The organism is Lentzea albidocapillata, assembly GCF_000719115.1.
Taxonomy (GTDB): Bacteria; Actinomycetota; Actinomycetes; order Mycobacteriales; family Pseudonocardiaceae; genus Lentzea; species Lentzea albidocapillata.
In genome coordinates this window covers 179,364-192,512 of sequence record NZ_JOEA01000002.1, presented here as the reverse complement: position 1 = coordinate 192,512, position 13,149 = coordinate 179,364, and the positions used below count along the sequence as shown (strand labels likewise).

Sequence of the window (13,149 nt, the reverse complement as noted above, 5' to 3'; positions counted from 1 at the left end):
CCACCCGCCCTCTTCTCGAGGGGATTGGCATGGACTTCGGACTGTTCTACTTCGCCGACGACGGCGCCGGCTCCGGTGACCGGTACCGGCTGCTGATCGAAGGCGCCCGGTTCGCCGACACGCACGGGTTCACGGCGGTGTGGACGCCGGAGCGGCACTTCCACCAGTTCGGCGGGCAGTACCCGAACCCGGCGGTCACGGGCGCCGCGGTGGCCGCCGTGACGGAGCGGGTGGCGGTCAGGGCGGGCAGTGTCGTCGGCCCGCTGCACCACCCACTGCGGATCGCCGAGGAGTGGTCCGTTGTGGACAACCTCTCGCGCGGCCGCGTCGGCCTGTCGTTCGCCTCCGGCTGGCACGCCGTGGACTTCGCGTTGCGGCCGGAGAACTATCCGCGCCGCAAGGAGGTCCTCGTCGAGACCATGCAGACGGTGCGCGAGCTGTGGCGCGGCTCGAAGATCGACGTCGTGGACGGCGCCGGCGACCAGAAGCAGGTGGGCATCTTCCCGGCCCCCGTGCAGGCGGAGCTGCCGGTGTGGCTGACCAGTGCGGGCACGCCGGAGACGTTCCGGCAGGCCGGCGAACTCGGTGCCGGCGTGCTGACCCACCTGCTCGGCCAGGACCTCGACGACCTGGCGAAGAAGATCACCCTGTACCGGGAGGCGTTCCAGGCGGGTTCGCACGGCGTCGCCGGCAACGGCCAGGTGTCGTTGATGCTGCACACGTTCCTCGGCACCGACCGCGACGAGGTGCGCGAGATCGTGCGCAAGCCGTTCAGCGACTACCTGCGCAGCTCGATCAGCCTGATCGCGCGCGCCTCCGGCGACCTGATGCCGGGGGTGAACCCCGAGGACATGGACCCCGAGGACGTCGACTTCCTGGTCGCGCGCTCGTTCGACCGCTACTTCGACACCGGTGGCCTCTTCGGCACCGTGGAGGACGGGCTGCGGACGTTGGACGCGCTCGCCGAGATCGGCGTCGACGAGGTCGCGTGCCTGATCGACTTCGTCGGTGACACGGACACGGTGCTGAACAGCCTGGTGCACCTGGACGAACTGCGGCGGTCAGCGGAAGAACGCCTCGGCGGCTGAAGGACGACGCGAATCGGACAGCGTCACTGGTAGGAGACCATCGACGGTTTCGGTTCATGGGCCATGGTCTGCTCCGGCGTGAGCATCGGCTTGTCTTCGTCGTAGAAGTTCTTCCAGCCCATCGGCAGGTCAGCCGGTCGAGCTTCTACAACGGAGTCCCAAGTGGACTCCTTCTGGCCCGTCGTGCCCTGCCCATCCATGTGGATCAGCAGTTGCACCTCGTCGCGGGTGGTGTCGAGCGCCTGCTCGTTGCGGATCATCGACAGCTGGAACTGGTGCGCCACGAGCAACTTCTGCGGCAGGAACTTCGCGGCGGTCAGCTCGGCGAGCCACGCCGACACCTCGTTGATCTCGGAGGCGTCGACACCACCGATCTGCTGCAGCGGCACCTGGTCCGGTCCGAGCTTCCACTCCGGGTCGACGGCCAAGCCGACGTGGGGCATCTCCAGCAGCGGCGTGTACCGCTTGGCCTGATCCACCAGCCGAGCCCTGCCCGGTTGCAGGTCCAGGATCACGTGAACGCCTTCCTGACCGGCCCTCTCCACCCACGGGCGCAACGCCTCGACATCGGTCTCGCCCGAGTAGTCGCCGTCCGGTCCGGGAGAGCCGTGAGCGACGGTGGCGATGATCTCCAGGGCCGGCACGACGGGAACGTCGCTGAGCGGCTCGTATTCGGCGGCAAGCTTCTTGACACGCGCGATCGAACCTTCGAGGTCCTGTTCCCCCAGTGCGCCGAGCGCGGGCCCGTCCGGATGGCCGTAGAGGCAGACCAGCAGCCTGCCGGGGAAGAGCACCTGCCCACCGCCAGGCAGCAGACCACCGCGGACCACCGTGTCGACCCGCGCGCGCAGCCGCTCCGGCGAACCGAAACCCTTGCCCAGCGCCAGCAGCGCGGCGGGCGGCTCTGCGCGCAACGCGTCGATCGCGGCCGGGTCGCCCCTCGGATCGACGCCGTGCACCGCGACGATCCGCGCCCCCGCCGCCCGTGCGGTGGAGACCGCGGCGACGTCGTCACGGCCGGCGTCTGCCAGCACTGTCACGTTCACCGGTTGGGCGGGCTGGACGGCGGGCAGCCCGGCGGGCAGATCCGTCGCCGTGACACCGTCCCGTGGTGCGTCGATCCCGACCACTTTGGCTGGGCCATGCCATGCCTCGACCTCACGGCGCGCGTCCGCGCCAACGGTGAGCACTACCTGTGGTGACAGCCTTCCCACCTCGTCACGCACGGCCGCGATGCCCGGTTCCGTCGCGTTCGAAGCGGGAACCTGGAGCGCTGGCACCCCCAGTCGCTCGGCGAGGGTGCCCGCTCCGGCCGAGGCCGCTCGATCCGCCTCTGCGGCCACCACCACGACAGGGGCACTGCGGAAGAGGGCCGAACTCACGGCGATCGCCGATCCCGCACCGGGTTCCGCGTTGAGCACGGCGGTCTTCTCTGATGGTGCGGTCACTTCGGCCGTCATCGCACCGGCCGCCCCTTGGGACGTGCAGCTTGTCACCAGCACGGACATCACCACGGCGAGGTGCCGGCGCTTCCGCGCCGCCATTCGATCACGCAAACGGTCGTTCTCCATCCACGACGGATAGCCGGTAGGGAGCCGGATCTTCGCCGACCGCACCACAACCACCCGAAAGAGGGCGACAGCTGCTGTGGATGTTCATCCCGATCGACAATCATTCGACATATTCGATTATCGGTTGCCTTGACTGCAAGGCCTGGACACTGTTACGACTTGTTATTGGGAGCGCTCCCAATATGTCCGCCTCCATGCCCGAATCAACTTGTGGAGATGCCATGGCAGCAGGTCAGGACCACTCGGAGATCGCGGGCTCGCAGCCGTTGAGTCGGCGGGCATTACTGGCGGCAGGCGTTGCGCTACCGGTGCTGGCGGTGGCGACACCCGCCGCGGCGGCCACCTCGGTGGTCGTCGAGCCGTCGAACGTGCAGCAGACGATCCTGGGCTTCGGCGGCATGAACCACGCTGTCTGGATCAGCGATCTCACCGCCTCCCAGCGCGACACGGCGTTCGGCAACGGTGCGGGTCAGCTCGGTTTCACCGTGCTGCGCATTCCCGTCCACGAGGACCGGGCGAACTGGAGCCGCGAGGTCGCCACGGCGCGGCGTGCGATCGAACTCGGGGCCAAGGTCATCGCCTCACCGTGGAACCCGCCTGCCTCGATGACCGAGAGCTTCTCCGGAGGTAAGCGGCTGCGTTACGCCTCCTACGGCGCGTATGCGCAACACTTGAACGACTTCGTGGCGTTCATGGCGAACAATGGAGTGAATCTGTACGGCATCTCGATCCAGAACGAACCGGACTATGCGCAGGAATGGACCGCATGGACCGCCGGTGAGATAGTCAGGTTCCTGCGAGAGAACGCAGGCAGGATCAACTGCAGGGTCATCGCTCCCGAGTCCTTCCAGTACCGCAAGAATCTCTCGGACCCCATTCTCAACGACGCCGCCGCGCTGGCGAACGTGGACATCATCGGCGCGCACCTCTACGGCACCCGGCCCGCGGACCTCCCCTACCCGCTCTTCCGGGAAAAGGGCAACGGCAAAGAGCTGTGGATGACCGAGGTCTACCACCCCAACAGCAGCGACTCGGCCGATCTGTGGCCGCAGGCGCTCGACGTGGGCGAGCACATCCACCGCTCGTTGGTGGACGGCCGGTTCCAGACCTACGTGTGGTGGTACATCCGCCGCAGCTACGGTCCGATGCGCGAGGACGGGCAGATCAGCAAGCGCGGCGCCAACATGGCGCACTTCTCGAAGTGGGTCCGGCCCGGCTACTCGCGGATCACCGCGACCGCGAACCCGCAGGCGAACGTCTACATCTCGGCGTTCAAGAGCGGGTCCAGGATCGTGATCGTCGCCATCAACAAGAACACATCGCCGGTGGACCACGTGTTCACCATCCGGAACACCGGTTCCGCGACAGTCTCGACCTGGCTGACGAACGCAAGTGCGACCCTCGCGCACTACAACAACTTCGCCGTGTCGAACGGATCCTTCAACGCTCAGTTGCCCGCCCGTAGCATCAGGACGTTCGTCCTGAACTGAGTGCCCTCACCGGGAGGGCGGTGCGGTGGACTCGCGGACGACGAGCCTGCACGGCTGGCGGATCACGCCGGAATTCGGTCTACCTCAACGGAACGCGGGCCCTCACCGTCGACCGCCTCACCAAGGTGCTCTTCAACCCCGCCACCGGCTCGGTCACGTTCCCGTCCGGGGCCGGGGTGGTCAACTACAGCACGGCGATCTCCGGGGCGCAGGCGCCGCAGAACGTCGTGCAGAACAGCAGCCGCATCGTCGACGTGTTCGCCAAGGCGGGCGCCGACCTGACGTCGACCACTCCCGACCTGGCCCAGGGCGCGGGCGTGACCGCGTCGTACACGGCCTCGGGCACCTCGGCCGGGGCGGCGGTGGACGGGTTCCCGATCAACGACCCGGTCTGGGGAAGTTCCGGCTCACCCAACGGCACGGACTCCTACGAGCTCGACCTCCGGCAGTCCCGCACGGTGGACGAGGTGCGGTTGTACTTCCGCGACGACCGCGCGGGCAACCGCTACCGGGCGCCCGCCTCGTACAACGTCCAGTACTGGAACGGAAGCAAGTGGACCGACGCCGCCGCCCAGTCGAGAAAACCCGGCGTCCCGAATGCCAACTACAACGTCGTCCGCTTCACCCCGGTGGGCACGCAGCGGATACGCGTGCAGATGACCCACGCCTCGGGCTTCAAGACCGCGCTGACCGAGGTGAAGGTCTACCACCGCGGCGGCGGATCCGATCCGGGGCCGACGACGAACCTGGCGTTGACCGCGACGCCCTCGGCGTCCTGCACGTCGGCGTGGGAGGGCGTGACCGCGTTGAACGACGGGATCGACCCGCCCTCGTCCAACGACACGGTCAACCCGCGGTGGGGCACCTGGCCCAACACCGGTGAGCAGTGGGCCGAACTGACCTGGCCCGCCGCGCAGACCATGAAGTCCGCACAGGTCTACTTCTTCGACGACAACGGGGGAGTGCGCCTGCCGGCGTCGTGGAAGCTCCAGTACTGGACCGGCACCGCCTACGCGGACGTGCCGGGAGCGAGCGGCCACCCGACCACTGTCAACCAGTACAACCAGGTCACTTTCACCGCGGTGAGCACCACCCGGCTGCGGGCCGTACTCCAGAGCGGAGCGGACTCGGTCGGCATGCTGGAGGTGAAGGCTTTCGGCTGACCGGCATCAGGACCCGCTGGGCGGGCGTCGTGCGACCGCGTCCACCCAGCGGGACCGTGACCTCGACGGACAGGGCCATATGACCGTCCACGACCAAAAGGGTTGTCACTTTCGGTAGCGAGGCGCTCACCAGGGGAAATGTGAGCATGAACACTCGCCCGTGATGTTCTCGTGTTCATTTCGTAACATGGCCCGCCGTGTGAGCATGCCCTGTCCCCAACGCAAGGTGTTCCCGAATGCCGGGCCGACATAGAACGAAGCAGACAGCCAGCCGGAAGCTGCCCATCGCGGTCGCCGCCACCCTCAGCGCAGGCCTGGTCGTGACCTTCTGGGTCGTCCGCGTTTCCGACCAGCAGGTCGATCCAACCGGCGCGGCCGCCCAGCTGGCCGCCCCGTCGAGCCCTGTCAGCCAAGACTCGCGGCCTGTCGCGACCACCACGCCATCCTCGGAACCTCCGGCGACCACCACGCCACCTCCGGTGACCACGACAGCTCCCCTGACCACCACGCCGCCTCCCGCGCCACCTCCCCCGCCGCCCTGTCCGACCACCCTGGACGGCGTCAAACCGCATGTGGCGCAGGTAGGTCACCACGTCGCGGGCAAGTTCGGCGTCGACGACATCGGCGGCGCCGCCGGCCGGGGCGGCTCCGGTGACCATCCCAGCGGCCTGGCGCTGGACTTCATGGTCGATACCGCCACCGGCAACGCCCTGGCCGACTACGTGCTGGCCAACCGCCGGGCGTTCGGCGTCACCTACGTGATCTGGCGCCAGCGCTACAACGACGGCAGCGGCTGGTCGGCGATGGAGAACCGGGGGAGTCCCACGGCCAACCACATGGACCACGTGCACGTGTCGTTCCAGGCGACCGCGACCGTCAACGTCACCTGCTGATCTGCTGGAGGTGAAGCAGCCCAAGGCGCTGCCGGACGTGCGCGGCGATGCCGCGCGAAAGGCCTTGGTGCTGCAGTACATCACGATCGGCTACAACGTGGTCGAAGGCGCCATCGCGGTCGGCGCCGGTCTCGCCGCGGCGTCGGTGGCACTGGTCGGCTTCGGGGTCGACTCGGGGATCGAGTTCGTCGCCGCGCTGCTGATCGCGGTCCGGCTTCGGACCGCGATCCGCACAGGTGCCGTCGACGAACGCAAGGAGTTCCGGGCTCTGCGCTTCGTGGCACTCACCTTCTTCGCCCTGGGAGCTTTCGTCCTCTTCGAGAGCATCCGCGAAGTCGTCGTCCAGGCCAAGCCGGAGAAATCGTTGGTCGGCATCATTCTGACCGGGATCTCTGTCGTGACCTTGTCCTTTGTCGCCGCCGCGAAGCGCCGGAACGGACTGGCGATGAACTCGCGGCTCATCGTTGCCGACGCGGCGGAAACGCGCCTCTGCGTCTGGCTGAGCGTGACCACGTTCCTCGGCTTGGTGGCTTACGCCGTGCTCGGCTGGACCTGGCTGGACGCGGTGGCAGGACTGGTCATCGCGCTCTTCGCCATCAACCAGGGGCGTCGCGCCTGGGGTGGCGAGCTGACGTGTGACCTCAGCCGGCACCGCCGCCACATCGCCGGGACCCGATTCAACGGTGACTGACGGGCACACCGCGACCTGGTAGCGGACGGAACGGCCACGGCGATCGCGGGTGGGTCATTCTCTTGACGGCCGTCAAGAAAATGCCTAACTTCTCACTCGACACCTCGGTCGAGGTCGCTCGCCATCCCCACCACGAAGGGGCGGAGCACTATGAAGACCGTTCGACGACTGTTCACCGCCGTGGTGGTCACCTCGCTGGCCGTGCTGGGCCTGGCGCCCGCCACGGCGCAGGCGGCCCCTGCGACCAGGTACGACGGGGTCCTGCCGAACGGCGCGACCTGGATCGCCGACGTGCCGGCGACCTGGAACGGCACGCTGCTGCTCTACAGCCACGGCTACAACCCGACTCCCGCCAATCCGCCGGTCAACAGCCCCGGTCCCGCCGTCGCGGAAGCCCTGCTGGCTCGCGGCTACGCGCTCGCCGGCTCGTCGTTCTCCCGTCCGGGGTGGGTCACGGACACCGCGGCTCAGGACGGGCTCGACACGCTTGAGGCGGTCAGCGGGATCATCGGCAAGCCTCGTCGCGCCATCGCGCTCGGGACGTCGTTCGGCGGCATGATCACCGGCCGGCTCGCCGAACGCGGCGGACGACAGCTCGACGGCGCCATCGCCACCTGCGGGCTGATGGGTGGCGGGATCGACCTGCACAACTACCAGCTGGACGGGTCGCACGCGATCGCGCAACTGCTCCTCGCGGGGCAGCAGGTCAAACTCGTCGGCTTCACCGGCCCCGCCGAGGCCGCCGCCATCTCGAGCCGGATGCTGACCGCTCTGGATCAGGCGCAGGCGAGCGCCGCGGGCCGCGCTCGGAATGCCTTGATCACGGCCTTGTTCCAGGAGCCGGCGTGGGTTGCCGGGCAGCCGAAGCCCACTCCGGGCGACGTCGAGGCGCAGCAGGCCGGCCGGTATCAGAACCTGCGCGCGATCCTGCCGTTCATCCTGTTCGGCCGTTACGACATGGAGCAGAGTGCCGGCGGCAACCCCACCTGGAACAAGGGCGTGAACTACTGGCGGCAACTCGCCGAGTCGGGACTCCTTGCTCAGGTTGCGCAGTCGTACAGGCAGGCCGGTGCCGATCTGCACACCGATCTGAACCTGTTGACGCGCACGGCGGGCGTGACCGCCGACCCGGTGGCGTACCGCTGGATGCGCGAAACCTCCACCCTGACCGGACGGCTGGACATGCCGGTTCTCGCGATGCACACCACCGATGACGCCCTTGTCCCGGTGCAGCACGTGGAGGAGTACGCCGAAGACGTTCGCGACAGCGGTTCCGCCGCGCTGCTTCGGCAGGCGTACACCGACCACGCGGGGCACTGCGCCTTCACGACCGCTGAACTGGTCGCGGCGGTGATGACCATGGAGAAGCGCGTCGAGACCGGGCGTTGGGGCGGACTGGCCGAGCCGCGCCGGTTGCAGGATCTCGCCGGTTCGCTCGGGCTCGGCCCAGCCGCCTTCGTCGGGTTCCGGCCCCCGGAGTTCCTCGGCGACCGCTTCACGTCGTCGCGACACCGTTGAGCCTTGCGTTCGTTCGGGTGTCTGGTGCGCACCGGCAAGGACACGGGACCACGGCCAACGTGATCTCACTCGGCACCGTGCCGTTGCTCGAGAACTGCCCTTCCAGCCCGCTGCCTCGATCACATCGAGGCCGTCCTGGACCGACATGCGACCACGGAGCGCGCGCGTGACGATGGGCCCACGCCGTGTCGCGGGCACGGCCGTGACCTCCGGAGAGCCTGCCGTCCGCTTGCTGGCTCCGCTGCGGGAACGACGCTTCGCGCTGTACCTCATCGGCCAGCTGCTCTCCCAGATCGGCGACGGCATCTATCTCGTCACGCTGCCGTTCGTCATACTCAACCAGGGTGGCGGCCCCGCGAACCTCGGCGTGGTGCTGGCTTGCTACGGAGGGGCCAGGCTGGCCTTCCTCCCGGTCGGCGGAGCGCTTGCCGACCGCCTGGGCGCCCGGCCGGTGATGCTTGCCGCGGACGCGCTCCGTGCCGTCGTCGTGCTCGGTTTCGTCGCGCTCGCCGCCGATGGTCACATACCCCTTTGGGCCATGATCACGGTTGCGGTCCCGTTCGGCATCCTCGGCGGGATCTTCATGCCGGCCTCGTTCGCCGTACTACCGCAGATCGTACGTCCCGAGTCGCTCGCCGCGGGCAACTCCCTGATCCAGATCATGCAGAGCACGTCGAGGATCGCCGGGCCCGCGCTGGGTGGAATGCTCGTCGCGTCGTTCAAGAGCGGTGTGGGGCTGCTGATCGACGCGATCACCTTCCTGGTGTCCAGCCTGACCCTGATGGCGATCCGGCCGTCCAAGCCTGCGGTGGAAGCAGCCGTTGACACGGCGGCGCAGCACGCCGATGACGGCGTCCAGGACAGCGACCGGCTGCGGACCTGGCGATCGGTGCTGCGGTATGCCGCCAGTTCTCCGCTGGTGCGGATGACCCTGCTGACCACACTCGTGTTCAACCTCGCCGCTGTCGGCCTGATCGAGATCGCACTGCCGATCTTCGCCCAGGATTCGCTGGGCCGAGGAGCTTTCGGGTTCGGAGTCATGATGACCGGCCTCGGTGCCGGCTCGGTCATCGGAGCACTGCTGGGCCCGGCGCTCCTGCGCCTGCGCCGTCGCGGGCTGGTCGCGCTCTGCCTCGGCATCGCCGAGGGACTCGCCCTGACGGGTATCCCGGTGGGGTCATCGCTGGTGATGGCAACCGCGGCGATGTTCACCGCCGCGTCCTTGCAGGCCACGGTGAACGTCTTTTACATGACGATGCTCCAGCGGACGGTGCCTGCCCGGGCGCTGGGCAGGGTGATGAGCCTGCTGGCCACCTGTGCCGGTCTCGCCTACCCTGCCTCCGCGCTACTGGCAGGGACCGTCCTGGGCACGGTCGACCCGGAGGTCGTGATCATCGTCGCCGGACTGGGCGTGTCGGCGGCCTTCTCGGTCGGATTCTTCAGCAGGCCGTACCGGAACCTCTGATCGGAACCGCACCACAGGTGGGGAGAGGCCGGCGGCCTCTCCCCACTCGCGTCACTTCAGCGTGTACGCCTGGATCACCGTCTGGTCGACGGAGCCCTGCGCGTCACCGGTCTTCGCCTTGAACGACACCGATTTCGCGTTCTTCGGGTGCAGCAGCGTGAGCAGCCACCTGTTGCCGGCCTTGAACACGGTCGTCCGCTGCCAGGTCTTGCCCTCGTCGTAGGAGACCTCGACCTGTGGGGTGCGGACGTTGGTGACATCAGCCTTGGCACCGTTGCGCTGTACCGTCACCGGGACCGTGAGCACGCTGCCCGCGCGGCCCTGGTTGTGGTCGTCCAGCTTCGGCTCGAACCGGACCGCGAGCAGCGGCAACGCCTTGGCTCGGTCGCCCGGCACGGTTTCCGAGCTGAACGTCCAGTCCGCCGTCACCTTCGACGACAGCGGGACGCGGTTGCCCTCGGCGTGCAGCCGGTAGCCGGTCTTCGCCGCGGGCACCGGGGTGTACAGGTAGCCCGCGTCCGCGGACTCGGCCACCAGCTTGCCGTTCGCGGTCAGCTTGGTGCTGCCCTTGCTGTTGCCGAAGTCGATCATCCGGTGTTCGCCGGTGCCGTCGGCGAACAGCTGCGTGTTCACGAACAGCTGGTCGCCCTGCCGTCCCGCCCAGGCTCCGGTCGCCTCGGCCGGGACCGCGGGGAAGGCCGGTCCGAACACGGCGGTGTTCCACTGCTCGGTGCTCTTGGCGCCGCGCTGGAACGTCTTCGGGTTCACGTCGACGACGACGGTGGGCGGCACCGCCGGGCCGAAGTCCTCGAACAGTGACCGGCTCCATGCCATGCCGGGCGTGTAGAACTCCTTGAGCTTGAAGGGAAGCGGGCCGTGGACGCCGTTGTTGCGAGCACCGGTCGAGCCGGGGACGCGGGCCTTCAGCGTGGCGTCGACCTGGGCCATGTCCCGTTCGCGGTCGCTGTGCCTGATCGCCACGGGGAGCTTGTCCTCGCCTGTGGTCTGCGAGTGGAACTGGAACGGGCTGCCGTAGAAGGTTCCTTCGGCGTTCTGCTTGGCGAGCACGCTGCTCGCGGACCACGTGAAGCCCTCGGCCGAGGTGGCCGACGGGTGGACGTAGAAGCCGTTCCAGTCACGGGTGCCCCAGCCGCTGCCGAAGCCGAACTCCCCGGCGTCGAGCTGCACGGTCAGCGAACCGCTCGCCTGCGTGACGTCCTTGCGGTCGACGGTGATCGACGGTTCGTGGGCCGTGCGGGCATCGAAGGTCAGGGTCTTGGTGCCGGTGATCTCGATGGACGGCTCGTACGCCACGGTGAGCTTGCTGCGCACGTTCGGATCGCCGGAAGGCGTGTCGAAGAACGTGCTCACGAGGTACTTGCCCTTGGGCACCCGGATCTTCGCCGTGCCGGTCGGGGCAGCACCTTGGACGAACGTGCGGCGGTCGTAGCCCAGCAGCAGGTAGTCCCACGCGTTGGCGGGCTTGCCGTCGTGACCGATGTAGTCGAGCGTCACGTCATAGCTCTCGGGCTCCTTGTGCACGCCGATGGGCACGCGGACGCCGTTGGACGCGAGGATCGCGGCGCCGTACACGCCGTCCGGGCCCGCCACGCGGGTGTCGGCGGTGACCGTGACCTCCGCGGTGCCGCCCGCCGGGACGGTCAGCTTCGCCGGGGACACGCTGAACAGGCCGTTCGCCGGCGGCTTCTGCTCGGCGACGGTCAGGTCGAGCGTGAGTGGTTCGGTGCCGGTGTTGCGGTAGGTGATCTTCTTGGTGATCGGCTGGTCGTCGTCGTGCGGCCACTGCGCCGTGCCGAAGCCAATGCTGGCAGGGGTGGCGACCGGACTCGTGGTGACCGCGCGGGCCATGTCGACGCGTCCGGCGCCCTGGTCGAACACGCCGGAGTCCGCGTAGGGCTTGGCGGAGTTCATCAACGCGGTCTTGATGTCCTGTGCGGACCACGTGGGGTTCTTCGCCGCGAGGATCGCCGCCGCCCCCGCGACGTGCGGTGCCGCCATCGACGTACCGGACAGGGACACGTGCCCCTCGTCGACCGGCGTGCCGATGACACCGTTCTTCGCTTTCGCCGCGACGATGTCCACACCGGGCGCGGTGATGTCCGGCTTGATGGCCCCGTCGCCGGCGCGAGGCCCGCGGCTCGAGAAGGCGGCGAGCTTGTCGGTGCGGTCGACCGCACCGACGGTCAGCGCGGCGTCGGCGGCCGCGGGTGAGGCGACCGGGCCGCCCGTGTTGCCCGCCGAGACCACGAACAACGCGCCGTGCTCCGCGGTGAGCCGGTTGACGGCCTGCGACACGAGGTCGGTGCCGTCGCTGGGCGCGTTGGTGCCGAGGCTCATGTTGACGACGTCGGCCTTGGAGGCGGCCCATTCCATACCCTCGATGACGCCGGACTCGCTGCCACCGCCGTTGTCGTCGAGAACCTTGCCGTTGAACAGCTTCGCGTCCGGCGCGATGCCCTTGTACCTGCCGTCACCGGTGATCGTCGACGCGACGTGCGTGCCGTGGCCGAACTTGTCGTCGGTGGTGGCGGCCGGGGTGAAGTTCTTCTCCTCCACCACAGCGCCCTGCAGGTCGGGGTGCGTGGTGTCGATGCCGGTGTCGAGCACGGCGACCGTGGCGCCGGACCCGGTGAATCCCTGCTGCCACGCCTGCGGTGCGCCGATCTGCGCGGCACTGCGGTCGAGCGAGGCGGTGATTCTCCCGTCGAGCCACACCTTGGCCGCGCCGGTGGTGCGTGCCGCCGACCAGAAGCCGCCCTTCTTGTCGGCCTGTACGGCGTGGGCGCCGATGCTCGGCAACGACTTCGCGTCCGCCGAACGCGGCGCGGCCCCGCCCTGAACGATCAACGGGATCGTGTCGCGCCCGGCGTCGTCGTACCCGGACCGCGCGAGCAGCGAGACGTCGAACAGCCGCTGGTCGAGCGTGCCCGCCGTGATCTGCGGCTGGACGTCGAGCGGGATGACGTGCAGGTCGCCCCGATCGTCCGTGTAGTGGTGGAACCGGACGCCTTCACGGCCCTTCGCCGCGCGCGTCTGCACCTGCCCGTTGGACACGTGCACCAGGTCACCCGTGATCAGCGTGACCGTTGTCGTCAGACCGCCCGCGTCGACGTGTTGCGCTGCGGTGGTTTCCCCCATGGCCGTAGGTACGGCCGCTGTGGTGACACCCACGGCGGCCGCGAGCCCTGCGGCGAGAATCGATTTCTTCAACGCGAACTCCCCATGTTCTGCGTTACAGAGAGCGATGTT

Annotated in this window: 9 protein-coding genes; 7 read left to right on the top strand and 2 right to left on the bottom strand. The window is 68.5% G+C overall.

All coding sequences use genetic code 11. From position 1 onward, the window contains the following. Positions 1-29: 29 nt before the first annotated feature. Positions 30-1,088, top strand: a complete 1,059-nt coding sequence (locus IG04_RS0102925; protein ID WP_030474938.1) for a MupA/Atu3671 family FMN-dependent luciferase-like monooxygenase — start codon at positions 30-32, stop codon at positions 1,086-1,088. A gap of 23 nt (positions 1,089-1,111) precedes the next feature. Here the strand turns inward: IG04_RS0102925 and IG04_RS0102920 are convergent, their stop codons facing one another. Next, a complete protein-coding gene (locus tag IG04_RS0102920) occupies positions 1,112-2,632 on the bottom strand; it encodes a hypothetical protein (RefSeq protein ID WP_030474937.1) in 1,521 nt (506 codons plus the stop codon). A gap of 248 nt (positions 2,633-2,880) precedes the next feature. On the opposite strand from IG04_RS0102920, the gene xynC reads away from it, so the two are divergent. From xynC to IG04_RS0102890, 6 genes are all read left to right on the top strand, one after another. Then, a complete protein-coding gene (gene xynC, locus IG04_RS0102915) occupies positions 2,881-4,149 on the top strand; it encodes a glucuronoarabinoxylan endo-1,4-beta-xylanase XynC (protein WP_030474936.1) in 1,269 nt (422 codons plus the stop codon). Positions 4,150-4,169: 20 nt separating this feature from the next. Then, positions 4,170-5,312 carry a galactose-binding domain-containing protein gene (locus IG04_RS0102910; protein WP_245815842.1) on the top strand — a complete coding sequence of 381 codons (1,143 nt, stop codon included), beginning with the start codon at positions 4,170-4,172 and terminating at the stop codon, positions 5,310-5,312. A gap of 236 nt (positions 5,313-5,548) precedes the next feature. Continuing rightward, positions 5,549-6,205, top strand: a complete 657-nt coding sequence (locus tag IG04_RS0102905; RefSeq protein WP_030474934.1) for a VldE C-terminal domain-containing protein — start codon at positions 5,549-5,551, stop codon at positions 6,203-6,205. Positions 6,206-6,215: 10 nt separating this feature from the next. Continuing rightward, positions 6,216-6,896 (top strand): cation efflux transmembrane domain-containing protein, encoded by a 681-nt coding sequence (locus tag IG04_RS0102900; RefSeq protein ID WP_051768740.1) that lies wholly within the window; start codon positions 6,216-6,218, stop codon positions 6,894-6,896. Positions 6,897-7,046: 150 nt separating this feature from the next. Beyond that, positions 7,047-8,414, top strand: a complete 1,368-nt coding sequence (locus IG04_RS0102895) for an alpha/beta hydrolase (protein ID WP_036013465.1) — start codon at positions 7,047-7,049, stop codon at positions 8,412-8,414. A gap of 172 nt (positions 8,415-8,586) precedes the next feature. Next, positions 8,587-9,879 (top strand): MFS transporter, encoded by a 1,293-nt coding sequence (locus IG04_RS0102890; protein WP_245815876.1) that lies wholly within the window; start codon positions 8,587-8,589, stop codon positions 9,877-9,879. A 51-nt stretch (positions 9,880-9,930) separates the two neighbouring features. On the opposite strand, the gene IG04_RS0102885 is transcribed toward IG04_RS0102890, so the two are convergent. Then, positions 9,931-13,110, bottom strand: a complete 3,180-nt coding sequence (locus IG04_RS0102885; RefSeq protein ID WP_144065118.1) for a S8 family serine peptidase — start codon at positions 13,108-13,110, stop codon at positions 9,931-9,933. Between the last annotated feature and the right edge of the window lie 39 nt (positions 13,111-13,149).

Bases quoted from the DNA above. Each gene is read 5' to 3' on its own strand.
- IG04_RS0102925 (WP_030474938.1), top strand. From the start codon at position 30: ATGGACTTCGGACTGTTCTACTTCGCCGACGACGGCGCCGGCTCCGGT.
- IG04_RS0102920 (WP_030474937.1), bottom strand. From the start codon at position 2,632: ATGGCGGCGCGGAAGCGCCGGCACCTCGCCGTGGTGATGTCCGTGCTG.
- xynC (WP_030474936.1), top strand. From the start codon at position 2,881: ATGGCAGCAGGTCAGGACCACTCGGAGATCGCGGGCTCGCAGCCGTTG.
- IG04_RS0102905 (WP_030474934.1), top strand. From the start codon at position 5,549: ATGCCGGGCCGACATAGAACGAAGCAGACAGCCAGCCGGAAGCTGCCC.
- IG04_RS0102895 (WP_036013465.1), top strand. From the start codon at position 7,047: ATGAAGACCGTTCGACGACTGTTCACCGCCGTGGTGGTCACCTCGCTG.
- IG04_RS0102890 (WP_245815876.1), top strand. From the start codon at position 8,587: ATGGGCCCACGCCGTGTCGCGGGCACGGCCGTGACCTCCGGAGAGCCT.